This is a genomic window from Bacillus sp. FSL K6-0972 (genome assembly GCF_037976035.1).
GTDB classification, from domain to species: Bacteria; Bacillota; Bacilli; order Bacillales; family Bacillaceae; genus Bacillus; species Bacillus haynesii.
In genome coordinates this window covers 516,517-540,078 of record NZ_CP150260.1, presented here as the reverse complement: position 1 = coordinate 540,078, position 23,562 = coordinate 516,517, and the positions used below count along the sequence as shown (strand labels likewise).

Here is a 23,562-nt window from a genome sequence, read left to right as displayed (position 1 = left end):
CCCTCCTTTGTATCATCTCCACTGTTACTTTTCCACAATGTCTTGTATATTAAACAATTGAATGGAGGTTTTTGACGTGAATATTTTCATATCGTTTGATGTGGAGGCTGATATGGGCTATATTGCTTTGACGGAAAGCCGTGCCGGATCTGCCGCAGCAACCGATGAGATCGGCAACACGGCTTTAGCTGCAGACTTTGACCGCCATCAGCGGATCATCGGTGTCGAATTTCCGGGGGAGGCGGCTCCGGAAATGGCGCGGCTTGGAACGCTGACCGGCAGAAAACACAAATTTGAACCTGCTTTCCTAAACGGCGCCCGCGTTCAGCGGTTTCGACCGACGTCACAGGAAGCGGTTAAAACGATTCTTGTGAACGGTGTTCAATTTTACTTTGCCGATCATGACGGACGGCATTTCATCGGCTTTGATGTGATGGATCAGGCGGAAAAAAGCGAATGAGATCGGCTCCCATTCGCTAAATTCTCGGATCTGTGAACACATCGTGATCATCGGTGCTTGTTGAAGAAAACTCCGTGACTACCGCACCTTCACTCCCCGCTTTGAACCAATGTTTCGTGTCCGGCGGAATTGTGTACTGTTCGCCGGGCGTGAGCTGAATTTCGTGCCAGACGGTGAAATGCTCGATATCCTCGTGCGGCGGCATAACAGCCGGGACTTCCGTTTTTTCTCCTTCTACATACAAATACACTTTTCCGTATCTGCACCTGAAAGTCTCTTCCTTCCCTTTCTGCCCGTCTACAGGCGGATGCCGGTGTTCTGGGCATGTTTGTTCAGGGAATAATACAAGCTCTTTGGCGCAGTAGCGGTCTGTGTTGATATAGACGAACAGCTGAAGTCCCAGCTTATTCAGCTTATTTAAACCGTAGTCCATGATTTGGATGTTTTCTTTATCATCGTCGCTCAACGCGATGCCCGCTTTTTCGTAGTATTCGATTACGTCTTCCTTTGTCACCATCACACGAGCTTCCCCCTTTTATGTCGTGATAAAGTCTCCGCCGTTGACGTGGAGGGTCTGCCCTGTCATATACGAAGAATCGTCAGATGCTAAAAGCACATAGCAGCCCACATGGTCCACGGGCTGACCTGGACGGCCCATCGGTGTATTTGTACCGAACTTCGCCACTTCCTCCCCTGAAAATGTGGACGGGATCAGCGGCGTCCAAATCGGTCCCGGTGCAACGGCATTGACACGGATGCCGTCTTTAACGAGCGCCTGTGACATCGACCGTGTAAATGCATTGATCGCACCTTTTGTTGCCGTGTAGTCAATCAGCTGCGGATTGCCCCGGTAAGGGTTGATCGATGTTGTATTGATGATCGCGCTGCCCGGCTCCAAATAATCAATCGCTTTTTTTGTAAAGTAGAAATAAGAGAAGAAATTTGTTTTAAATGTTTTCTCGAGCTGTTCACTGGAAATCTCTTTAATGCTGTCTTTAGGATGCTGTTCGGCCGCATTATTGACAAGAATATCAAGACGGCCCAGCTCCTTCACAGTCTGTTCAACCGCGTCATTGCAAAATGCTTCGTCTCTGACGTCTCCGGGAAGCAGCAGGCATTTGACGCCCTCTTTTTCAACCCGCGCTTTCGTCTCCTGAGCGTCTTCGTGCTCATTTAAGTAGACGATCGAGATGTCCGCGCCTTCTTTAGCATAGGCAACGGCAACGGCCCTGCCGATTCCGCTGTCGCCTCCTGTGATCAGCGCGACCTTTCCTTTCAATTTATCCGTCCCTTTGTAATTTTCATCCTCATAGATCGGACGTGGGTTCATGACGCTTTCGATGCCGGGCTGGCGGTCTTGCGTCTGCGCCGGCTGTCCGTTTGTCTGCTGATTGCGCAAATCCATTTGTGATTCCTCCCTTTAGCTGATGTTACTAAACTTTTAACCGGAGAAATTTTTGTTTAAACATGACCGTGTGCGATAAAAATGAAGAAAGCCCCGGGTTAACCCGGGGCTTTTCACCACTCTTTATCCTGTATAAACCGGTGAAACAACACGTTCAGCCTGCCGTACAGCTGCTCGCGGTCTCCTGTCTGGTACGCTTTTATACTCTCATCACTTTCAATCATCGAAGAGCTGATGAAGCTCAGAATTTCGGAACCTTCCGGAGACAGATCGGCCGGCGCCAGCATGATGAGCATCCGTGTCATCTTCATGGCGCTTCCGTCCATCCCTTTGATCTCGAACGGTTTGGACAGATCATAAGCTTTAAAGAGGGGAATCGCGGCCGCTTCGCTTTTTAAATGGAACAGTGCGAAGGTCGTTCCGGGAATTCCGAGGCCCCCCTGCGCTTCTCTTTTCATCAGCCCGTCGGCCAGCTGCTCTGCATCCGTAACCAGGCCTTGATCTTTAAGGGTACTGCAAATGCGGTTGACCGTATGTTCCAGGCTTGATTCAGCTTCCAGCGTTTCAACCGTAAAATGGCTCAGTATATGTTGAATGCCGGCCGCGTAATAGCCGATTTTCCGTGCAATCTGAAGCATATTTGGAAACGGCTCCGGTTTTTTGGGAGCCATCCGCTTTTTCCGAAGGATGAGCGGGATTTTTCGGGTGAGCTGGTGTTTGATCTGTTTCACATCTTCCGTATCAAGGAGCGGACTGACTGTGACGCAGTCAATGTTCTCATACGGGATCGGTACGGTTGAAACGATGATGTCGTAGGCATCAGTATTTTTCGTCTTCAGCTCCATTAGCGAGGATATCTCAAAGGAAGCGATTTCAGGAAGCTCTTTTTTCAGCCGCGAGGCCAGCATCTTTGATGATCCGATTCCGCTCGAACAAATCACGAGAGCGCTAATGTCTACTTTTTGTTTGCTCATTTCAAGCGCCGATCCAAAGTGAAGGACGATAAAAGCAATTTCTTCATCTGGAAACCGGATTTCCGGAAAAAATATTTCGACGCCTTCCTCTATGGCCATATATAAGAGGAAATAATCTTTTTTGACCTGTTCTGTTAACGGATTATGCACCGACATCTTTTCTTTGATCCGGATGATCGCCGGTTCAAGGTGGGCGATTAAGCCTTCATAAAGCGAATGATTGCCGGTTAAATTCATGCCCGTTTTTTGCGAGATGAAATCGATCAGCTTTTTCGTTCTGAGCGCAGTATCCAGCTCGATATCTTCCGCTCTATATTCGATTTTGAAGCTTTTGTTGGCGCTTCTTAAATGCATCGTAATATACCCCGCCTCAGCTTCGGGGATCTTCACGTGAAACGCATCTTCAAGTGCCTTTGCAAGCGCAAGCGCCAGTTCAAACTCTTTCGTACGCTTCAGGTCAGACAATTCTTCTTCATTCATATTGATCATTTCACCGAGCTGTATCCGCTCAATCGCAAACGTCAAGTGGACGACGAGAGCGATGTATGCACTGTCAGAAAGGGAAAGTCCATACTTTTCTTTCATTTGAAACAGCACTTTTTCCGCTTTCAGCAATTTCCCCCTGCTAACGACACCGAATATTTTCTCCGGCGCTTCGTTCTTACCTTTAATATTCATTTCGATTGTTTCCAGAAACTGCTGAACATCGAGCTTGTCGGCCATCAAGTTTCCAACGATTTTTCGCTTGGCGTCCTCCGGCCCCCTCAGTTCTATGCCATAGCCTCTTTTTCTGATCAGCGAAAGCCCGAACGGAGCGATCCACTTCTCCAGCTCGTCAAGATCATTGCTGATCGTAGCCGTTGTCACCTGCAAGTCATTGGCGATTGTATAAAGCTTGATCGGCTCTCCCGCTTCAAGCATCGCACATAAAATTAACAGCTTTCGTTCATCGGCACTGTATTCGACATGGCTGTCCCGGGAAAGATCTTCAAGAAGCCGCTGTTTGTCTCCGTAGGCTCCAACCAGTTTCAAGCCTTTTCCCGGCTGCTTATCAAGCTGAAGACTGTACTTATCCAGAACGGCTTTAACCGCTTTAAGCTCGCGGTGGACCGTTCTTGTGCTGACTTCAATATAGTCGGCAATTTCATTGACCTTGAGATAACGGTTTTGATGCAAAAGATATTTCATCAATTTTTGTTCCCTTGCTGTCATATACATAAAACGCCGCCTCCGGTGTTGTCGTTTTTGCGGGGGATGAAAGGGGGTCCAGCGGTTGAAACGGTATCCCTATCATAAAACGCTGTTAAGAAATCTTCAATTCAAACTAATTCATTTTTTATTAAAATCTGTGCAAATACTTTTCAAGAAGTGAAGAAACATCAGCTCACAGCTGATGTTTCTAGATTGTTGACAAAATCCCAAAACGACTTTTAGTTTTGGGATTTTGTCATCCTTTCAGCGTGATTGAAAACCCTTGCAGTCTAGGAAGGCCGAGCATCGGAGCGGAGCGAATGTTGGAATTCGTGAGCACCGACGCGCAGGCCTGACAACGAATGCGAGGGTTTCTCGACACGCTGGAAACATCAGCTCACAGCTGATGTTTCTAGGTTAGGTTGCATCTGCGCCGCCCTGTTCATACATTCTGTTTGCGGCAGCCCCCGCTCGGCTGCCGAACTTCTCCCGATTCTATCTAAAGCTATGCTTTCAAATGGCTGATCACCAGTTTGAATAAAGAATGATCCTCTTCGAGTCCGCACACGTCCCGAAGCACGCCTTCATAGCCTTTTTCAGAGATCATGCTCTGAAGCTGAACGGCTTCCGGATCATCTGCACAATCAAACTGCAGCGCCAAGGCAATACCTTCTGCAAGGCGGACAGGGTCAAAGCCGAGGTCGCAAAGCTTCCGGGCCGGGCCGACAAGACGGTCATCTCTGCCAAGCTTGCGAAGCGGCGACCTGGCCACACGGGTGACATCGTCTGACAGGCATTCATTTTCAAAGCGGCCGATAATTTTTGTCATATATGCACGGTGTTCTTCCTGTGTAAAATCGTATGTTTCAACAAGGTACCGGCCTGTTTCTTCAAGCGCGCCTGCGACCGTTTGGCGGACCTCCGGGTGATGAATGGCGTCTTTTATCGTCTTCAAACCTTTCTTATAGCCGGCATAAGCCGCCATGGCATGTCCGGTATTGACCGTAAACAGCTTTCTTTCAATGAATGGCGCGAGATCCGCTACGTATGTCACACCTTTAATATCCGGCACTTTTCCGGCGAATTCCGTTTGATCGACTGCCCATTCGAAAAAAGGCTCAACCGTTACTTTCAACGGATCATCATGATGCTGGATCGGCACGATTCTGTCGACTGCCGAGTTCGGAAAGCCGACTGAATCGCTGATTGTAGCGCGCTCTGTTACAGTTAAGCGGGAAAAAATTTCCTCGCGAAGATGAGCGCTGCCTCCGATCATATTCTCGCAAGCTATGATATTTAAAGGCTGTGTGTTTATTTTCATCCGGCGCTTCAAACCTTCTGCAATCGGCTCTGCGATCAATTTAAGCACCGTAGGACCCACCGCTGTCGTGACAAGGTCGGCTTTCGCTATCAAATCATACAATTCGTCAAGCTGAGTGGCACTGTTAATCGCCCGCACCGGGCCAATCGTTTCCTGCTTTCTTCCGGCGTCGGCCAATTCGACGGTATAGCGGCCCTTGTCGTTCAGTTCATTGATCACGGCATCGTTTACATCGGCGAACACGACATCATATCCCGATTTGCAGAGCAAGGCTCCGATAAATCCGCGGCCGATGTTCCCCGCACCGAAATGCAGTGCAATCATATCTGGTCACCTTCTTCAAAAACCGCCATTAACTCGTCTTCATTTTTCGCATTGATGATCCGTTCGACATTGTCCGCTTCTGAGCAGACGATCGCAATCTTTGACAAAATCTCCAAATGCTCATCATTTTTCCCGGCAATGCCAAAGATCACTTTAGCCATATTGCCATCGCCGTATTCGACACCTTCCGGAAGCTGGATAACGGATATTCCGGAATGAAGAACATCCTGCTTGCTGTCTTCCGTACCATGCGGAATGGCGATTGCGTTCCCCATGTAAGTGGAAGTGAGGCCTTCCCTCTCCAACATTTTCTCGATATAATCCGCGGTCACATAGCCGGCGTCAACCAGCGCCTTTCCGGCCAGCCTGATCGCTTCTTCCTGCGTTGCGGCAGATTGATTGAGATGAATGTTTTCTTTTGCAAGTACTGGTTTCATTGGGAAATCACTCTCTTTCATACATGTTGTGTGAGCCTGATTGACAGGCTCACGGGTTCTCAAACTTTATTTTTTAAGCTGATTGATCAGTTCGTCGTATTTTGGACTGTTAAGGAAATTTTCCACCGATATGTGTCTGGCGTTTGGAAGCTTCGCTTTTGCGCGTTCCGTTAAGTCTTTATGGGTGATGACGATGTCGGCATCTTCCGGCAGATTATTGATCGATGTATTGGATACGTCGATATCGAGTTCTGCTTTTTTGACTTTGTTTTTCAAAATGGATGCCCCCATCGCACTGGAGCCCATTCCGGCATCACACGCGAAAATGATCTTGCCGACATTTTCGTACTGAGCCGCCGATTCTTCCGCTTGATCAGCCGAAGTCAATGCAGAAACGGCCTGGCTCTTCTTCCCTTTCATTTGCTGCATTTTTTCCGCTGCGGCCGTTAAATCTTCTTCGCCGGCTTTAGACGTTTTCAAAATCAAAGAAGCTACAATGAATGAAACGGCTGCTGCAACGAGAACACCAAGGATCACGCCGATATGGTTGCCTTTCGGCGTCATCGCCAGCACCGCAATAATACTTCCAGGTGAAGGAACAGCCGCAAGCCCCGCATTAAAGATGGAGAACGTCAGTACACCGCTCGCTCCGCCCGCTATTGCAGCCAGGATTAACAGCGGTTTCATCAGAATGTAAGGGAAATAAATTTCGTGAATCCCGCCAAGGAAATGGATCACTGCAGCGCCCGGAGCGGTCTGCTTTGATGTACCTTTTCCGAAAATCATATAAGCTAAAAGAATCCCGAGACCCGGACCTGGGTTCGCCTCCAATAGGAATAAAATTGACTTTCCTGTCTGGGCGGCCTGCTCAATACCAATCGGGCTCAAAATCCCGTGGTTAATCGCGTTGTTAAGGAAAAGAACTTTCGCAGGCTCTACAAAAATACTTGCCAATGGAAGCAAATTCGCATTGACGATCACTTCCACGCCGGCGGCCAATGTTTTGTTCAAGCCGAGCACCACCGGACCGATTGCTAGAAAGCCGAGCACTGCCAGAATGAAGCCGAGAATTCCGGCTGTAAAGTTGTTGATTAGCATTTCAAATCCGGATCGGACCTTATCTTTGAAAAGCCTGTCCGTCAGTTTCATCAGGTAACCGCCCAGCGGCCCCATGATCATTGCGCCGAGGAACATCGGAATGTCCGCGCCGACGATAACGCCGATCGCTGCAGTCGCACCAACGACGCCTCCGCGGTGGTCGTACACCATCTTACCGCCCGTGTATCCGATCAAGAGCGGCAGCAAAAATTTGATCATCGGATCAACCAATGAAGCAAGCGCTTCATTCGGCTTCCATCCCGTCGGAATAAACAGGGCGGTAATGATCCCCCATGCGATAAATGCGCCGATATTCGGCATGATCATTCCGCTCAAATAGCTTCCGAAACGTTGAATCTTTACTTTGAAATCTGAATTTTGTCTTTCTTCCATTTCATAACCCTCCTTTGTTGTCCTTTCAAGCCTGTGATAAAAAAATGATGTCGAATAATGTCGGCTCCTTATCTCTATATTAAAACGCTTACAGATGACTGCTCAATTGAAAGAAAACGGTACTTTGGCAGGAGCCGTGTGACAAAATTTAATAGTTTCATTTTTCAGTCTGGTTCCGGTTGCTGCGGCCGACTCTAGGAAAATAAAGGCTCGCTGACGATTAGCACAAAAAAAGACCATTCCTGATTGGAATGGTCTTTCTTCATCATATTCAGCTTTTCAGCGGCCCGTAGCCTGCCGCTCTCAGCTTTTCCGCCATCGCTTCATACCCTCTGCTGTTTGGATGCACACGGTCAATTGACAAATATTCTTTTTCGCGTCCTTTAAAGACAGCATAAGTATCGATCACCTTGATTTGCGGAGCGGACTCGAGCTGCTTTAAATGCCTGTTAAAGCCGGAAATCCATTTGTCCGCTAATTCAATTGATGGAAAAGGGTTGTATAAATTGAGAAGACGGACGAGGTAACGCGTATCTTTCTCTCCCTTTATGTCTCTGATTTTCTCAAGCATGCCTGAGTAGTTTTTCTGACAGTGGGAGGAAGCTTCCAAAAAGACGTGTTCATCCTTTTCTTTTTCATATATCTCCAGCGATTGCAGAAGGTCATTGCCACAGCCCGTTATCGTGATGACGTCCGCTTTTTTGACCTGTTCCATGATAAACGGCTCGTTCAGCATCGCTAGAATTTCCGACGTCTCAAGACCCGATTTTGCAAATACAAGCAAAGAAACTTCTTCGTTCAAATCCACTTCCATTTTCCTTTTATAGCGCTGGACAAATCCCGGCTCAAACAAACCTGCACCGACCCCGACGGTTAGAGAATCGCCGAGAGCCGTATATTGAAGCATCATTTCCTTTCCCCCTCCGGTATGCCGTTTTTTCGCGGCAGCTACCATATATGTACTCGGCAAAGGGTTGAAAGGATACTTTTCTTTTTTCCTAAAAACCTAATTTTCTCGAGATATCAAGCGCCGCCTTTTTCACTCTTTCGGTCAAGTAAGGAAGGCGGTCTTTCTGAAAGCGGGCTTCAAACCCGGCGATGCTGATCCCGGCCACGACTTCGCGCTTATGATTGAAAATCGGCGCGGCAATCGCGGAGGTGTAGTCTTCGAGCTCCGAATGACTGACCGTGCAGCCGCTCCGGTACGACTCGTCCAAAGTGCGGATCAGCTCGGTCTTATCCCGAATCGTGCCGGAAGCGATCGGCACCAGCTCTGTTTTCTTGATATAGGCATCCCGCTCCTCTTCTGGCAAAAACGTCAGAATGCTTCTCGCACAGGCTCCGGCATATAAAGGGGACCGCCTCCCGATCGCTGTATAGAGACGAACGGTCTGCGTGCCCTCAATTTTTTCTATATACATTGCTTCATTTCCCTGCCTTACGATTAAATGGACGGCTTCATCCACGTCATCGCGGAGTTCTTCCATGATAGGCAGAGCGATTTTTCGAATATCAAGCCTTTCTGAAACAAGGTGGCCGTATTGTAAAAACAGCAGTCCTAAAGCATACATCCCGTTCTCGTCACGGTCGAGAAAACCCATTTCTTCGAGAGAACAAACCATGCGGTAGACAGATGTTTTCGGCATGCCTGTCAGCTCAATCATGTCGCCCAGTGAGAGCCTTTCTCTCGTCAGGAACAGATTGAGCAGGGTCATGGCTTTGACAACTGTTTTGTTTTTATGTTCCATGCCTTCCCCCTCCTGATACACATCACACCTATCATAACATGTATTCAAGCTTCAATCGGGCAGAAAGTTCGCTGATTTTTGTCTCCCGTTCGATGTAAATGCGCTCTGCTTCCTCAAGGCTGACAAGCTGAAACTGCACCTGCTCGCCCGGCATCATCTGCGTGACCTGCGAAAAATCGGCGGATACGATATGGGCGATTCTCGGATATCCGCCAGCTGTCTGCCTGTCTGCGAGAAGAACGATCGGATTGCCGTCGGGCGGCACCTGAATCGTTCCAAACGATACCGCTTCAGAGATCATTTCCAGAGGCTGAGTGAGTTCGAGCGCTTCTCCTTGAAGACGGTACCCCATCCGGTCGGATTTGGCCGTCACCCGGAATGTATCCGCGAAAAAGCGCTCTTGCGATGATGAGGTGAAGCAAGCGAACTGATCGCCTTTGATGACACGAATGACCGGGTTCTTTTTTAATGGGAGAAAATATTTGCGGTCGACAGCCCACTTCGGAGCCGCAAAGCCCCGGCTATTGCCATGGTCTGCGAGCTTTTTGTGCATCGCTTCCGACAATGGCGTCGGGCTGCCTAGCGATAACACGTCTCCCTTTTGAAGCGCCCTTCCTTGAAAGCCGCCGAGCCCTGCTCTGACATATGTGCTTTTGCTTTCCATAATAGGCGGCACATCAATCCCCCCGGCCACCGCCATGTATACACGGCTTCCGCGCTTGCACATGCCGAATGTCAACACGCTGCCTTCTTTGATGAAAACCGGACGCCAAAGCGGGACTTCTTCGTCATTTACCATCAGTGAAAAGTCAGCGCCCGTCACCGCTATAAGAGCCGGTTTTTGAAAGCGGAGAGACGGCCCCGGTCCCATCAGCGTCACTTCAAGTGCAGCTTCGTTCTGGCTGTTCCCCGCGAGCAGATTGGCAATCCGCAAAGAATCGGCATCCATGGCCCCGCTGACAAGCACCCCGTATTTTTGAAAACCTGCGCGGCCCAAGTCTTGAACCGTCGTCATCAGACCCGGCTTTAACACTTCTATGCTCAAGATTTTCCCTCCTTCAGCGCGTGATACTCCTCTTCTGTCACGCTGACAAATTTCACGATATCCCCTGCTCTCAGAAGGCTCGGAGGCTGTTCATAAGGCTTGAATAATTCAAGCGGTGTATTGCCGATCAGCTGCCAGCCGCCCGGCGTTGAAAGGGGATAGACGCCTGTTTGCATGCCGGCGATTCCCACAGAACCGGCGGGAATCGAAGTCCGCGGAGATGACCGCCGCGGCGCGGCTATCTTTTCAGACATTCCGCCTAGGTAAGGGAATCCCGGCGCAAAGCCGATCATATAAACGAGGTACTCACCCGAGGTGTGAATATCGATGACTTCCTGTGCAGTCAGTCCGTTGATGTCGGCCACTTCCTCCAAATCAGGGCCGAAACGGCCGCCGTAACAAACCGGAATTTCCACCGTACGCTGATTTGTTTCTTCTTCCATTGTGAGCTCTTGGAGATGATGTTCGATGAGGGCTTTTACCTTTTCATACGGAGAATCAACAGCCTTGCAGCTCTCCATCTTGCGGTATACTTCAAATGGCTGATAGAAAACGGTCACACTCGTGAAAGCCGGCACACACTCAATAAAACCGGGAAACGGCTCGTTTTCAATCCGCTTTGTCAGCGCGCTGACGACACGGTGCGTCTGTTCGCTTATCCCCTCTCCGAGCTGAATGATAACCGCTGAGTCGCCGAGCGGAGACATTGTCACATTCGATAGATTTTTCAATTCTGTTTCACCTTGCCTTTCATCCCCTTAAATCAAAAATCAATACAGATAAACCGCTCTGTATTGATCTTGAGATCCTATAACACACCAAATTGTTCGTCCCGAACATCGGTAACCAGCATATGGCCGGGCGAATGCGTGATCATCAGCTCCGGCTTTACATGCATTGCGACGGCCTGAGGGGTGACGCCGCAAGCCCAGAATACCGGAACTTCCCCTTTTTTTATCGTGACCGCATCACCGAAATCGGGTTTTGCGATGTCTGTTATACCGATGGCTTCAGGACTGCCGATATGGACAGGCCCTCCGTGAACGGCGGGAAACCTTGATGTAACCTGAACGGCACGCACCGCCTGCTCTTGCGGAACCGGCCTCATGCTGACGACCATCGGCCCTTGAAAACGGCCTGCCGGGACACAAGGAATATTCGTTTGATACATCGGAACATTACGCTTTTCTTCAATGTGTCTGACAGGGATTCCGTTATTGATTAACGCTTGTTCAAACGTAAAGCTGCAGCCGATTAAAAACCCGACCATGTCGTCTTCCCATAAAGAAGAGATATCTGTCACTTCATCCGCCAATTCGCCACGCTTGTATACACGGTATTTTGGAAAATCGGTGCGGATATCGGCGTCCGGCGCCGTGATGGACGGAACCGGAGATCCGGGGTCCGTGACATCGAGAATCGGACACGGCTTTTGATTACGCTGGCAAAACAGCAAAAACTCAAAAGCGAGCTCTTTTTTCAAAATCACCAGGTTTGCCTGGGTAAAACCCCCGGCCATGCCGGCCGTCGGACCCGTTATTTCCCCTTTTCGAATCAGGGCCCTGACTTCGTCAGGACGCATTTCATTTACATGACGCAACGATATCATCCCCATAACTTAGGAATTTCATTGATTAACGTATAGCCTCCCATGACGGCCATGACAATAACGACCAGAATACCCGGAATTGTAAGCCAGATCGGGTGCCTGTAGTCGCCGACAATATTCTTCTTATACGCGCCGATCAAAAGGGAGCCGAGTGCGATCGGCAAGATTAAGCCGTTTAATGCGCCGGCAAGAACGAGAAGGTTGACCGGCTTTCCAATTGTTACAAAGCAAATCGTTGATACGATAATAAAGACAATAATAATGCCGCGCGAATTCTTTTCGATTTTCGGAGAAAATGTTTTAAAGAACGATACGGACGTATAAGCAGCGCCGATTACAGATGTAACGGCAGCTCCCCACATGACGAGGCCGAAGATTTTGTAGCCAATATTTCCCGCAGCAAGCTGGAAGACAGAAGCCGGCGGGTTATCCGGATTAATCTGCAGGCCTTTTGAGACGACTCCAAGTACGGCAAGGAAAAGCGCAATCCTCATGACAGATGTAATCAAAATGCCGGAAACAGAGCTTTTCGTTACTTCGGGAATCGCATCCTTCCCTTTAACACCCGCATCAAGCAAACGGTGTCCGCCGGCAAATGTAATGTATCCGCCGACCGTACCGCCGACAAGCGTCACAATCGCAAGAATGTCGATCTTATCAGGCATGATCGTCTTTGTTACCGCTTCTCCAACCGGAGGCCCGGTAGTAATCGCAACGTACACCACCAACAAAATCATGACAAAGCCCGCGATCAGCGTAAACCGGTCCATCGCTTTTCCCGCTTCTTTAATGACAAAGATCAAAACCGCGATCACGGCACTGATAATGGCACCTGTCTGCGGTGTAATGCCGAATAAAACCTGCAGGCCGAGACCGGCACCTCCGATATTGCCGATGTTGAAAGCAAGCCCGCCCAGAACGACGAGAAAGGCGATGACATAGCCGAGTCCCGGAAAGACGAGGTTGGCGATTTCCTGCCCTCTTTTTTCAGAAACCGCAATGATTCTCCACACATTGGTTTGGACGAAAATATCTAAAATGATGGAAACGAGGATGACAAAGCCGAAGCTTGCAGCCAAGCTCTGTGTAAATACTGTGGTTTGCGTTAAAAATCCCGGCCCGATTGAGGATGTGGCCATTAAAAAAGCGGCGCCCAAAAGCAACGTCCAGTTGCTTGATGACGCTTTTGTTTTTTTATTTTGTTTCAAATGGTATTCCTCCTTTTGTCAACATCATGTGGAAAAGGCTTGTATTTTAATATCTGCTGCTGCGAGTTCACGGCGGATTTTTTTCGCAAACTGAAGCGCGTGTGCACCATCTCCGTGAATGCACACCGTATCTGCTTTAAGGCTGACATCCGTTCCTTGCAGGCTGCGGACTTTACCTTCTTTCACCATGCGGATCACCTGACCGACGGCTTCATCATCATCATGAATCAGCGCATCATTCTGCCGGCGGGAAGTCAGCGTTCCGTCTTCCTGATATGTACGGTCGGCGAACACTTCGTGAGCCGTTTTCAAACCGGCTCTTTCACCGGCAAGCACAAGTTCGCTTCCCGCCAAACCGAATAAAATCAGTTCCGGGTCTGTTTGATAAACTGCACGCGCTATCGCATCCGCCAGTTCCCGGCTTTGCGCTGCCATATTATACAGTGCGCCATGGGGTTTCACATGCTGCATGGTCACGCCTTCGGCCTTTAGAAATCCTGAAAGCGCACCGATTTGATACACGACAAGATCGTATGCTTCTTCATGCGTAATCGCCATATTGCGGCGCCCGAATCCCGCTAAATCGGGAAGTCCCGGATGCGCGCCGATTTTCACGCCTTTTTCCGCCGCCATTTTGACGGTTTTGCGCATGACGCCAGGGTCTCCGGCGTGAAATCCGCAAGCGATGTTGGCTGATGTAACAAATTCGAGAATCTCCTCATCCAGGCCGATTTTATAAGCGCCGAAGCTTTCTCCAAGATCGCAGTTTAAATCAACTTGATTCATCAAATCCCCCCTATATATTGATGCACATTCGGTCGAATTTTAGTATATCCCTCGTTTTGTTCCGTTTTTCGGAACCTTAATTCCGAATAATCAAACTTGAATTGATTATATCAAGGATTTGCCCGCTTGGCATCATATTGTTAGAAAACCTCACATAAAATAAATCATTTTTCCTAAAAACTTTTAACTGAAAAACCTGGTTTCACAAGGTTTTTTCAGCTTGCTTCAGTCCATGAATATTTTTTATTTTGTACAAAAAAAGAGCCGCAAATCGGCTCTTTTTTCGGCTAGGACAAAACCCAATGCCTGATCGCTTTTGCGACTCCGTGTTCGATATTGGAATCCGTAATCCAGTCCGCGGTTTCTTTGACGATTTCCTGGGCGTTCCCCATTGCAACGCCTAAACCCGCTTCTTTGATCATGGCGATATCATTTAAACTGTCTCCGACCGCCATCACATGTTCCATCGTAAAACCGAGGCGCTCGCATACTTTTGCCAAAGCGGCCGCTTTATTGATCCCGATGGCATTGACTTCAATATTGGTCGGGCTTGAATTGGTGACTTCCAATTCTTTGTTCTTTTTCAGCTCTTCCAGGACCCGGCTTCTGACGTCGTCATCCGGAATATCAAAGCCGAATTTCAACCATTCATACGCCTGAATATCCTCAGGAAACTCGCCTCTCCACACTTTATCGACGCTGGCGGCCCAGAAATCGGTGTTGTGCAGATTGCGCAAATCCCACATCATTTGGACATGATCGGGATGAAGCAGCTGGCGTTCAACGAGGTTGAAAGACGAATCCCAGATTTCACTGCCGTTTGCCGTGATCAAAAAAGAAGACAGTTCGAGCGACTCCGCCAACTCCCGGCACGTCATCAGCGTCCGCCCGGTGCTGAGCACGACATAAATCCCTTTTTCCTCTGCTTCTTTAATCGCATTTCTGTTTTCATCAGAAATGGTCTGTTCATCATTTAATAGTGTTCCATCCATATCCAGAGCTACTAGCTTCACATCGATTCGATCTCTTTGACTGACTGACACGATATTTAAGATACCTCACTTTTTTTAGGCTTTTATCTATTCTAATATAAAAATCGGCCAGGACAAAGAAATCTTAAACGAGCTGTTCCGCCGCCCGTGCGATATGTTCTGCGGTCAAACGGTAATATTTTTTCAAATAATCGATCGTCCCGACCTGTCCGAAGGCTTCATGAACCCCGATTCTCTTGAGCGGAGCGGGATAATGTTCACTCAGCACTTCCGCGACTGCGCTTCCCAATCCGCCTATGACATTATGGTTTTCTGCCGTGACAATCGCATTCGTTTTTTGTGCGTAACGAATCACGGTTTCTTGATCGATCGGCTTGATGCAATACATATCGATGACCGCTGCATCGATCCCTTTTTCTTTTAGCAGTTCCGCCGCCTGCAAAGCTTCCGCGACCATGATACCGCTGGCAAACAACGCCGCATCGCTGCCGTCTTTGAGAACTTTTGCTTTTCCGTCTGCAAATGTTTCGTGTTCATCATAAAGTCTGACGGCTTTTTTTCTGATCGTCCTAATATAGTGAATGCCATACTCTCCCGCAGCCCTTTTGATCAAAAATTTGAGCATTGTCGCATCGCTTGCTTCATAAACAAAGGCATTTGGGATTAGCCGGGCGAGTCCCAAATCTTCAAAAGCCATATGGGTACCGCCGTTATGTTCAGCCGTAATACCCGAATCTGAACCGAGAATCTTGATGTTTGTTTTGGCATATGCACCTGAAACAAACAGCTGATCAAAGCAGCGTCTTGTCGCAAACTGAGCGAACGTGTGAACAAACGGGATTCTTCCGGTTAACGAAAGCCCGGCCGCAAGCCCTATCATATTGGCTTCCATGACACCGCAATTGATCACTTGCTCGGGGATGCGCCGTTTGATTTTGTCCATGGAGATCGAGCTCATCAAATCCGCTTCCAAGGCCACGATGTCCGCGTTTTCTTGAGCCAGTTCATATACGGCTGAGCTGTATGCCTGCCTCATTTCGACAGCATCCAGCTTTACATTTGCTGCCGCCTCATTCATGCCCTCACTTCCTTTTCTTCAAGCGTCAAAATGATCTTTTCGATCATGCGGTTTTGCTCATCATTCGCTCTAATGTGGTGGCTGTTCTCCATATTTTCAAAATAAGGGATGCCCTTTCCCTTCACCGTATCAAGGATGACGGCAACCGGCCTTTCCCGCTGGGCTTCTCCTCTTTTGACCGCTTGATAAATGGCATCTGGTTCATGTCCGTTTACCCTTTCGGAATAAAACCCGAAGGCTGAAAATTTGCTGACAAAATCCAGCGGATCAATAATATCTTTAGTCGGACCGTCCAGCTGTTGTTTATTATCATCCACAAACACATAAAGATTGTGGAGCTTATGGTGTGCCGCGAATTGAATCGCTTCCCAGCATTGACCTTCATTCAGCTCCCCGTCGCCGACAATGACAAAGGTGCGGTTTGTGCGTCCTGAAAGCTTATGCGACAGCGCGACTCCTGCTGCAGCCGAGATCCCCTGGCCAAGCGACCCGGTCGTCATATCGACTCCCGGTGTTAAATTCCGGTCAGGATGCGACGGAAGAGCCGTGCCGTTTTGGTTTAGCGTATAGAGCACATCTTCTTCAAAATAGCCGGTAAGATGAAGCGCTGCATACAAGGCGGGGCCGCCGTGCCCTTTTGAAAGGATAAAGAAGTCCCGATCTTCCCACGACGGATTGGCGGGATCTATTTTCATCACCTTTCCATATAAAACGGCCAACACATCGGCGATTGACAAGCTGCCTCCATAATGCCCAAAACCGAGGTGATGAAGCTGTTTCAGTGTCAGCAGCCTGATTTGATCACGAAAACGCTCCATATCGATTTCTCTCACTGACATCATTGCCCACTCCTTTATGCTTCAGCTTTATGATCGGACTTCTCCGCCTTTCCGCGTTTAAAGCCCAGCAAGACCGCGCCAGCCAAGACCGCTGCGATTCCAATTACAACTCCTCCAGACCCCAGCAGTTTCAACGCATGCCCAAGCACGATTCCTGTCGCAGCAAAATCTGTATCGGAAAATGTCGTATTGGCAAAACCTAAATCACCCATGACCGGCAGCAGAAACACAGGGAAAAACGTAATGATCAGACCGTTGACAAAAGACCCCAAGACCGCTCCCCGTATCCCCCCTGCAGCGTTCCCGAAGACGCCGGCCGAGGCTCCTGTGAAAAAGTGCGGAACCACTCCGGGAAGAACGATGACGGCTCCGGCTGCTCCGAGAATCAACATGCCGGTGATGCCGCCAATGAAGCTGCAAAAAAAGCCAATTAATACGGCGTTTGGCGCGTACGGAAAAATGATCGGACAATCCAGTGCAGGCTTGGAATCCGGCACAAGCTTGTCAGATATGCCTTTAAATGCCGAAACGATCTCTGCGAGCACAAGTCTGACTCCTGAAAGAATAATAAACACCCCTGCCGCAAATGTGACCGCTTGAATAACGGAGAAGACAAGGTAATGCGTACCGCCGCTCAACTCGCGCTCCACATAGCCCGCTCCTGCAAATAAGGCAATCAAAACGTACAAGATGGTCATGGTGAGTGCAATGCTGACAGAACTATCCCTTAAAAATCCGAGGCCCTTCGGAAACCGGATTTTTTCAGTTGAGCGCGAGCCCTTGCCTGCTGCTTTGCCGATTAACCCGGACACAGCGTAACCGATTGAAGAAAAATGGCCGAACGCGACCTTATCATTGCCGGTTATCTTTTTCATAAAAGGCTGAACCATCGCCGGAAACACACTCATTGTCAAGCCGAGTGAAACCGCTCCGACGCCGATCAAAAACGGGCCCTTCAACCCCGCCACCGCCAGTATGACGGCGATTAAACAAGCCATATACAATGTGTGATGGCCCGTCAAAAAAATGTATTTTAATCTGGTAAAACGGGCAATTAAGATGTTGGACAGCATCCCGAAAAACATAATCAGCGCTGTCGCCGTTCCGTATTCGTTGAGCGCCATCGCGACAATCGCTTCATTGTTCGGAACGACGCCGTTCACATGAAAGGCTGCCTGAAACATCTTTCCGAACGGCTCAAGCGAACCAACAAGAATACCAGCCCCGGCTGAAATCACGATAAAACCTAAAAACGATTTCGTCGTCCCTTTCACAATTTCATTGGCCGGCTTTTTTTGAAGCAGAAGACCGATAAGAGAAATGGCTGCAATTAATACAGCTGGCTGGCTCAACACATCCATCATCAACTTTAGTGCTCTTTCACCCATTTGCAGTTCCTCCTTTTCTGTGATTAAAGCACTCCTTTTTTCTGCAATGTTTTAACCAGTTTTGTTTTCAGTTCATCCATGTCTATAATGCTTTCAAGTACGACGATATCCCGCAGGTGGGATGCTCCTTCCGCGATATCTTTGGCAACGACAAACAAATCCGCTTGATCAGGAGACGCTGAGCTCAAATCCGAATGATCCACCTCGATCTCCACCAACCCCATTTCCTGCAAAATGTCCTTAATATTCATTTCAAGCATAAAACTGCTTCCGAGTCCTGATCCGCAAACGGCCAATATCTTCATGTTATCCCTCCTGTTTTTAATTGGATGAATAGGCTTCGATTAAACGTTTGATATGCTCCAACGACTCGGTTTCCTTTAAGGAGTCCTGATTTTCCTTATTGCTGAGAAGCCGGGTCAGTTGGGAAAGTGCTTTCAAATGTGTCGTATGGTCAACCGCCGCAATGCAAAACAATAGCCTTACCGGATACTGTTCATCATCCAAAAAATAGACCGGCTCCTTCAGTTTCAGGAGACTCATTCCCACCTTTCGGACGCCCTTTTCAGGTCTTGCATGAGGGACGGCAATCTCGGGGCCGATGATCATATAAGGTCCCATCGTTTTGACATTGTCGATCATCGCATCTGTGTATTCCTTCAAGATCACCTCCTTATCAAGCAAAGGCTTTGCCGCTGTTTGAATCGCTTCTTCCCAGCTATTGATTTGGTCAGCCATTTGAATGGTTTCGTCTGTCAGCAGATCTTTCAGCACTGGTCGTTTCCCCCTTGTTTCCGTCACTTTTTGAACAAATATAATATTTTTCAATGATTCTCTTAGTCCTTTTTCGTCTATGATACTGGCGTGCTTCTTGAGAATGTGAAGAAATTCGTCTGTCAAAAGCTCCCTTTGCTTCACACCGAACATTTCCTGATACACTTCATTGACAAGCCTGCTTTTTTCAGCGGGCGTCATCAGCGGCCTGACCATGTAGTATCGTTTTTTGGTTTTAAGCTCAACAGTGGAAAACACAGCATCATAATGCTCAAAGACGTCAGGTGTGAATTCCTGCAAAGGCATCGCCTTCTCAACGACAATCTCTGAAAATAGCGATTCGAGCTGGCGCCTGACCATCAAGGATGAGCTGACACCGCTCGGGCAGACGACGACAGCCGTCTTTTTGGATGACCCGGACTGCACCGGCTCCTCAAGCAATGCACCAAAATGTATCGTGATAAAGCCGATTTCTTCCTCTGGAACCGGTTTGTTCAGCAGCGCTTCAAGGTGCCGCATCAGCTTTTGAACGATGGTAAACAGTTCTTTGTGCTCTTTCTTAATTTTGCTGAGCAGGGGATTGTAAATCGGGATGCGGTATTTCATTCTGAAATATGCCGGCTTCAAGTGCCGATAAAGAGATTCCACCACCTCGCGCCTCCTTGGAAATGTGATGCATGCTCTTGATTCAAATTCAAACACAAGCTTTTCACATAGCTGATAAAGCGGATCATGCGCCGGCTGTTGTCCGAATGAAAGCCCGAGCAGCTGAATCAAAATGTAGCAAAGTTCGGTTTCATGGACGGGAATCCGAAGTTCATTCACAAGCCTTACGGCTGCGTTTTTCAGCGGACTTTGCTTTAAAAGCTCCCCCTCCTCCTGGTGAAAACGGACAATTTTTCCTTCGGCCACTCTGATCGAATACATCATCAGAAAGTGGATAAATTCATTAAGCCTTTCTTCAACGAGTTGAAGCCCGTATTCTTTTGAGACAAGTTCAACCGCTCTTTTGATTTCTTGTTGTGTGTGATCGTGCGAGCCGGAAATTTTTAAAATATAATGAAGGATTTCTTTGCCGTAAGGCTTTTGCAGGAAAGATGAAAGGTGGTGCATGACCGGAACTCTTTTATCAAACTCGCTTCCTATTAAATGATAGCCGCGCTGTCTTGTATATTTGATTGTCACCAAAAACGGAGCCAGCGCCTCATTCGCTTTTTTCACATCATTCATGACCGTATTTTTGCTGACCTGCAATAACTGTGTCAGATGAGCGGATGAAATCGGCTCTCTGCGGACAAACAGAAACATGTACAAGGCTTTGATCCGCTCTTCCTGCGTGAAAATAAATGAGCGGCCGATGTCTGAACAGGCTTCGGAGAACCGCAATTCAAGCAATTTTTCCGGAACGGCCAGCCTGTTCTTTCTTTTATACTCGATTTCAGGCAGCTGTTTTTCGTTCAGCCAATAATTGATTTTCTCAAGGTCATAGCAGATTTGCCGTTTCGATAATTGAAAATGATCAAGCAGCTGATGCATTGTCGCTTCTCTGACACGCAGCAAATATTGGAGCAATTGAGCCGGACGTTTCTCGTTGATCATTTTTGCGCCCCCCTTATTGTCATCATATAATAAAGCGCTTTCACTTTGTTTGCCGATTGGGCACAATTCATGGGACTTCCGATCTTCAAGATTGGTCTGATATCCTTCTTTTTTATCGTAAAAGCATAAAAACCTCTCAAAAAATGTTGAGAGGTTTTTTTCTATCAATCAGCTGTCATGCCAATATGCTTTCATCAAATCTTCCGACCACTTCGGCTGTATGATTTGCCCTTTCGGGAGAAATTCTTTCATCACCGGTTTGATATCGATTACAGGTGTTCCGTCAATCGCATCCAACCCTTTCACTACAAGCTTGCTCTCCGATTTTTCAAGGAGGGTGACAACAGTCGCGCCGAGCCTGTTCGGCCTGTTTTTTCCGCGCTGAGCGAAAATGCCTGTCTCAGGATAGTTTTTATTGTTTCTCGGGCGCCTCGCCTGATATTGTATTTGATCCTCTTTTACTTGATGAAAGTAAAAGATAATGTCCAAATGGGAAAATGCTTCGATCCCTTTTAAAGCGTCTGGATGGATATCTTCAGCTAATTTAATTTCAGAAATCACATCGCCCCAATGATCATCCTTCGGCAAAATCCGCAAGTTTTTCACAAACGCGACAGGCTTTATTTCTATCAATTTTATCCCCCGCTTTCACTTCGCTTCCATAAAAATCCCGATCTCTGCTTTCGCTGCAGGTTTTCCGTTTACTGATGCGGTTCCTTTACCGAATAAAAACCCCCGTTTATAGCGGGAAACTTCAAAGTATAGATCAAGTTTGTCTCCCACAACAGCCTTGCCGGTGCATTCGGCATTTTTCACCGAAGACAGAAAACCGATCTCAGCCGGGTCTTTGAGCGCAGTAAATGCAGCGGTCTGTGCAAGCGCTTCAATGATGATGGAAAATGGCATTTCCTTTTGGTTTTCCGTAATAAACCAGTCGTTTTCCGTTATGAATTTATATCCTTTCACCCATTTTCCCGGCTCGCTTTCTACAACACGGTCAATGAATAGAAACGGGTATCGATGCGGCAGTACAGAGTTGTTCACGCTGATCATCCTTTTTTACATGATTATACCGCAGTTTCATTTTTTTCTCTTTTGTTTAGCGCGATGACACAGAATGAAATAGCTGCTGAACGCTCACAAATTCCACCATGACAAAAAGCCGGGGCCTAAGCTCCGGCTTTGCTTCATTAATTCGATTTCAGATTGTCCGGGAAGACGGTCAGATCCACTCCCCATAAATGTGGAAGAATGTAGAACACAGCTCCGACGATTAAAATCAGTGTGAAAATATTAATGATAAAGCCGGTTCGAACCATCTCACTGATCTTCAATTTGCCCGATGCGAAAATAATCGCATTCGGCGGCGTGCCGACCGGCAGCATGAAGGCGCAGTTTGCCGCCATTGCAGCAGGCACCATTAATGCGTACGGATGAACATTCAGCGCTAACGCGAGCGAGGCCAGTACAGGCAGAATCATAGTCGCCGTAGCCGTATTCGACGTAATCTCCGTCAAAAACAGCACCAATGCCGCTGAGATAACGACAATGATCACAAAGTTAAATCCATCCAATACCGTGAGCCTTCCGCCGATCCATTCCGCCAGACCCGTTTCTTTAAAGCCGGTCGCGAGCGCCAAGCCTCCTCCGAATAAAAGGAGAATCCCCCACGGCAAGTCCTTCGATACTGACCAGTCTAATACCCTGCCCCCTTTATTGAGCGAAGGGATCAAGAAGAGCATTGAAGCCGCGAATATCGCAATCATTGTATCGTCAATACCCGGTATTTTGTCATCCCATAAAAACGTTCTCGTCACCCACATAAACGCGGCAAACCCGAAGACGAGCAGAACCATCGATTCTTCAAAGCTCATTTTTCCGAGCTTTCTTTTTTCTTCGAGAATCAATTCTTTTCCGCCCGGAAGCTCCTTCATCTTGATAGGATGCGCCACTTTCGTCAAGTACAGCCATACCGCTACAAGCAAAATGACGACGACCGGAACGGCAAAAGCCATCCATCCACCGAAAGACACTTCAACTCCGTACAGCTTTTTAATATTGGCGGCCAAAATAATGTTCGGCGGCGTGCCGATCAGTGTACCAAGTCCGCCGATTGTCCCCGCATACCCGATGCTGAAGATCAGCGCTTTTGAAAATTTTGCTTCTTCTCCGGCTAAATCTTTTCTTTCAGATTTCATGACGGCTGATACCTGGTGAATGATAGCGGTTCCAATCGGAAGCATCATCATGACCGCGGCCGTATTTGAGACCCACATCGACAAAAACCCTGTGGCCGCCATAAAACCGAGGACGATCCTTGAAGTGCTCGTACCCACTACAGAAATGATATTGAGCGCGATCCTTTTATGGAGATTCCAACGCTCCATGGCAAGTGCAATCAAGAAGCCTCCTAAGAATAAAAAGACGATCGGATCGCCGTAGCTTGACGTGACAGCTGCCCCTTCCAGCGCCCCGGTCAGCGGAAGCAGCACGATCGGCAGCAATGATGCAGCCGGAATCGGAACAGCCTCCGTAATCCACCAAACCGCAACCCACAAAGTGGTCGCCAATACCATTCTTCCTTCATAGCTCAGACCCTCGGGAAAAAAGAACAAAAGGACGGCGAAAAACAATGCAGGACCAAGCAGCAGCCCGATTTTCTGAGGCGTTTTATAGCTCGGCGGCTTCTCTTCCTTCATGGTTTGCTCCGACTTGATCTTTAAACCGGCATCTTTTCCCGCTCTGACAGGCATAGCAAACAAAAGCAGCCTCTTTGCTTCCCGGTGTGATCTCCAAAGCATATCCCATGCTGACACAACGCTTGATTTCATAAAAAATCCCCCTTCCCCTCTATCGATAAAGCGCTTACAATAGTAATCAAAAAGTAAGCTGC

23 protein-coding genes are annotated in these 23,562 nt (G+C 48.1%); 1 reads left to right on the top strand and 22 read right to left on the bottom strand.

The window, feature by feature from the left end; genetic code table 11:
- The first annotated feature begins 76 nt into the window (after positions 1–76).
- Positions 77–460, top strand: coding sequence for a DUF2283 domain-containing protein (locus MKX80_RS02730; protein ID WP_268342631.1), 384 nt, complete (start codon positions 77–79; stop codon positions 458–460).
- Positions 461–476: 16 nt separating this feature from the next.
- On the opposite strand, the gene MKX80_RS02725 is transcribed toward MKX80_RS02730, so the two are convergent.
- From MKX80_RS02725 to MKX80_RS02620, 22 genes are all read right to left on the bottom strand, one after another.
- Positions 477–980: a D-lyxose/D-mannose family sugar isomerase gene (locus MKX80_RS02725; protein ID WP_268324487.1), complete on the bottom strand. Its 504-nt coding sequence runs from the start codon at positions 978–980 to the stop codon at positions 477–479.
- Positions 981–995: 15 nt separating this feature from the next.
- A complete protein-coding gene (locus MKX80_RS02720; RefSeq protein ID WP_154995695.1) occupies positions 996–1,865 on the bottom strand; it encodes an SDR family oxidoreductase in 870 nt (289 codons plus the stop codon).
- A gap of 113 nt (positions 1,866–1,978) precedes the next feature.
- Positions 1,979–4,057, bottom strand: a complete 2,079-nt coding sequence (locus MKX80_RS02715; RefSeq protein ID WP_268299461.1) for a BglG family transcription antiterminator — start codon at positions 4,055–4,057, stop codon at positions 1,979–1,981.
- Between the two features lie 478 nt (positions 4,058–4,535).
- Positions 4,536–5,675: a mannitol-1-phosphate 5-dehydrogenase gene (locus MKX80_RS02710; RefSeq protein WP_268343167.1), complete on the bottom strand. Its 1,140-nt coding sequence runs from the start codon at positions 5,673–5,675 to the stop codon at positions 4,536–4,538.
- Positions 5,672–6,112: a PTS sugar transporter subunit IIA gene (locus tag MKX80_RS02705; protein WP_154995689.1), complete on the bottom strand. Its 441-nt coding sequence runs from the start codon at positions 6,110–6,112 to the stop codon at positions 5,672–5,674. Before MKX80_RS02705 ends, MKX80_RS02710 begins: the two co-directional genes overlap by 4 nt.
- A gap of 66 nt (positions 6,113–6,178) precedes the next feature.
- Positions 6,179–7,603 carry a PTS mannitol transporter subunit IICB gene (locus MKX80_RS02700; protein ID WP_154995687.1) on the bottom strand — a complete coding sequence of 475 codons (1,425 nt, stop codon included), beginning with the start codon at positions 7,601–7,603 and terminating at the stop codon, positions 6,179–6,181.
- 271 nt (positions 7,604–7,874) lie between these two features.
- Positions 7,875–8,513, bottom strand: a complete 639-nt coding sequence (locus tag MKX80_RS02695) for a GDSL-type esterase/lipase family protein (protein WP_154995685.1) — start codon at positions 8,511–8,513, stop codon at positions 7,875–7,877.
- Between the two features lie 88 nt (positions 8,514–8,601).
- On the bottom strand, positions 8,602–9,351 hold the full coding sequence (locus MKX80_RS02690; protein WP_154995683.1) for an IclR family transcriptional regulator: 750 nt from the start codon (positions 9,349–9,351) through the stop codon (positions 8,602–8,604).
- Positions 9,352–9,382: 31 nt separating this feature from the next.
- Complete coding sequence (locus tag MKX80_RS02685) at positions 9,383–10,396, bottom strand: biotin-dependent carboxyltransferase family protein (protein ID WP_154995680.1); 1,014 nt, start codon at positions 10,394–10,396, stop codon at positions 9,383–9,385.
- On the bottom strand, positions 10,393–11,103 hold the full coding sequence (pxpB, locus tag MKX80_RS02680) for a 5-oxoprolinase subunit PxpB (RefSeq protein ID WP_182071073.1): 711 nt from the start codon (positions 11,101–11,103) through the stop codon (positions 10,393–10,395). Before pxpB ends, MKX80_RS02685 begins: the two co-directional genes overlap by 4 nt.
- Before the next feature lie 101 nt (positions 11,104–11,204).
- On the bottom strand, positions 11,205–12,005 hold the full coding sequence (locus tag MKX80_RS02675; RefSeq protein WP_261763392.1) for a putative hydro-lyase: 801 nt from the start codon (positions 12,003–12,005) through the stop codon (positions 11,205–11,207).
- Positions 12,002–13,213 carry an NRAMP family divalent metal transporter gene (locus tag MKX80_RS02670; RefSeq protein ID WP_154995676.1) on the bottom strand — a complete coding sequence of 404 codons (1,212 nt, stop codon included), beginning with the start codon at positions 13,211–13,213 and terminating at the stop codon, positions 12,002–12,004. Before MKX80_RS02670 ends, MKX80_RS02675 begins: the two co-directional genes overlap by 4 nt.
- Positions 13,214–13,237: 24 nt before the next feature.
- The gene (gene pxpA, locus MKX80_RS02665; RefSeq protein ID WP_268343166.1) at positions 13,238–13,999 is read right to left on the bottom strand and encodes a 5-oxoprolinase subunit PxpA; all 762 of its coding nucleotides are present in this window, start codon (positions 13,997–13,999) and stop codon (positions 13,238–13,240) included.
- A gap of 287 nt (positions 14,000–14,286) precedes the next feature.
- Positions 14,287–15,042, bottom strand: coding sequence for a Cof-type HAD-IIB family hydrolase (locus tag MKX80_RS02660; protein ID WP_154995672.1), 756 nt, complete (start codon positions 15,040–15,042; stop codon positions 14,287–14,289).
- 73 nt (positions 15,043–15,115) lie between these two features.
- Positions 15,116–16,069: a transketolase family protein gene (locus tag MKX80_RS02655; RefSeq protein ID WP_268310409.1), complete on the bottom strand. Its 954-nt coding sequence runs from the start codon at positions 16,067–16,069 to the stop codon at positions 15,116–15,118.
- Positions 16,066–16,908: a transketolase gene (locus MKX80_RS02650; protein WP_182071075.1), complete on the bottom strand. Its 843-nt coding sequence runs from the start codon at positions 16,906–16,908 to the stop codon at positions 16,066–16,068. The genes MKX80_RS02655 and MKX80_RS02650 overlap by 4 nt, the downstream gene beginning before the upstream one ends.
- A gap of 14 nt (positions 16,909–16,922) precedes the next feature.
- The gene (locus tag MKX80_RS02645) at positions 16,923–18,296 is read right to left on the bottom strand and encodes a PTS ascorbate transporter subunit IIC (RefSeq protein ID WP_339227901.1); all 1,374 of its coding nucleotides are present in this window, start codon (positions 18,294–18,296) and stop codon (positions 16,923–16,925) included.
- 23 nt (positions 18,297–18,319) lie between these two features.
- The gene (locus MKX80_RS02640) at positions 18,320–18,601 is read right to left on the bottom strand and encodes a PTS sugar transporter subunit IIB (protein ID WP_154995666.1); all 282 of its coding nucleotides are present in this window, start codon (positions 18,599–18,601) and stop codon (positions 18,320–18,322) included.
- 16 nt (positions 18,602–18,617) lie between these two features.
- Entirely contained in the window at positions 18,618–20,669 is a 2,052-nt protein-coding gene (locus MKX80_RS02635) for a BglG family transcription antiterminator (RefSeq protein ID WP_268310408.1), read from the bottom strand.
- 168 nt (positions 20,670–20,837) lie between these two features.
- A complete protein-coding gene (tsaA, locus tag MKX80_RS02630) occupies positions 20,838–21,302 on the bottom strand; it encodes a tRNA (N6-threonylcarbamoyladenosine(37)-N6)-methyltransferase TrmO (RefSeq protein ID WP_154995662.1) in 465 nt (154 codons plus the stop codon).
- Positions 21,303–21,317: 15 nt separating this feature from the next.
- The gene (locus MKX80_RS02625) at positions 21,318–21,713 is read right to left on the bottom strand and encodes a 3-hydroxyacyl-ACP dehydratase FabZ family protein (protein ID WP_182069278.1); all 396 of its coding nucleotides are present in this window, start codon (positions 21,711–21,713) and stop codon (positions 21,318–21,320) included.
- Positions 21,714–21,859: 146 nt separating this feature from the next.
- Positions 21,860–23,500 (bottom strand): DASS family sodium-coupled anion symporter, encoded by a 1,641-nt coding sequence (locus MKX80_RS02620; RefSeq protein ID WP_216930856.1) that lies wholly within the window; start codon positions 23,498–23,500, stop codon positions 21,860–21,862.
- Positions 23,501–23,562: the final 62 nt, after the last annotated feature.

Excerpts from the sequence above, each read along its gene's own strand:
- MKX80_RS02720 (WP_154995695.1), bottom strand. The coding sequence starts at position 1,865 with ATGGATTTGCGCAATCAGCAGACAAACGGACAGCCGGCGCAGACGCAA.
- MKX80_RS02715 (WP_268299461.1), bottom strand. The coding sequence starts at position 4,057 with ATGTATATGACAGCAAGGGAACAAAAATTGATGAAATATCTTTTGCAT.
- MKX80_RS02710 (WP_268343167.1), bottom strand. The coding sequence starts at position 5,675 with ATGATTGCACTGCATTTCGGTGCGGGGAACATCGGCCGCGGATTTATC.
- MKX80_RS02705 (WP_154995689.1), bottom strand. The coding sequence starts at position 6,112 with ATGAAACCAGTACTTGCAAAAGAAAACATTCATCTCAATCAATCTGCC.
- MKX80_RS02700 (WP_154995687.1), bottom strand. The coding sequence starts at position 7,603 with ATGGAAGAAAGACAAAATTCAGATTTCAAAGTAAAGATTCAACGTTTC.
- MKX80_RS02695 (WP_154995685.1), bottom strand. The coding sequence starts at position 8,513 with ATGATGCTTCAATATACGGCTCTCGGCGATTCTCTAACCGTCGGGGTC.
- MKX80_RS02690 (WP_154995683.1), bottom strand. The coding sequence starts at position 9,351 with ATGGAACATAAAAACAAAACAGTTGTCAAAGCCATGACCCTGCTCAAT.
- pxpB (WP_182071073.1), bottom strand. The coding sequence starts at position 11,103 with ATGTCTCCGCTCGGCGACTCAGCGGTTATCATTCAGCTCGGAGAGGGG.
- MKX80_RS02675 (WP_261763392.1), bottom strand. The coding sequence starts at position 12,005 with ATGATATCGTTGCGTCATGTAAATGAAATGCGTCCTGACGAAGTCAGG.
- pxpA (WP_268343166.1), bottom strand. The coding sequence starts at position 13,999 with ATGAATCAAGTTGATTTAAACTGCGATCTTGGAGAAAGCTTCGGCGCT.
- MKX80_RS02655 (WP_268310409.1), bottom strand. The coding sequence starts at position 16,069 with ATGAATGAGGCGGCAGCAAATGTAAAGCTGGATGCTGTCGAAATGAGG.
- MKX80_RS02650 (WP_182071075.1), bottom strand. The coding sequence starts at position 16,908 with ATGTCAGTGAGAGAAATCGATATGGAGCGTTTTCGTGATCAAATCAGG.
- MKX80_RS02645 (WP_339227901.1), bottom strand. The coding sequence starts at position 18,296 with ATGGGTGAAAGAGCACTAAAGTTGATGATGGATGTGTTGAGCCAGCCA.
- MKX80_RS02640 (WP_154995666.1), bottom strand. The coding sequence starts at position 18,601 with ATGAAGATATTGGCCGTTTGCGGATCAGGACTCGGAAGCAGTTTTATG.
- MKX80_RS02635 (WP_268310408.1), bottom strand. The coding sequence starts at position 20,669 with ATGATCAACGAGAAACGTCCGGCTCAATTGCTCCAATATTTGCTGCGT.
- MKX80_RS02620 (WP_216930856.1), bottom strand. The coding sequence starts at position 23,500 with ATGAAATCAAGCGTTGTGTCAGCATGGGATATGCTTTGGAGATCACAC.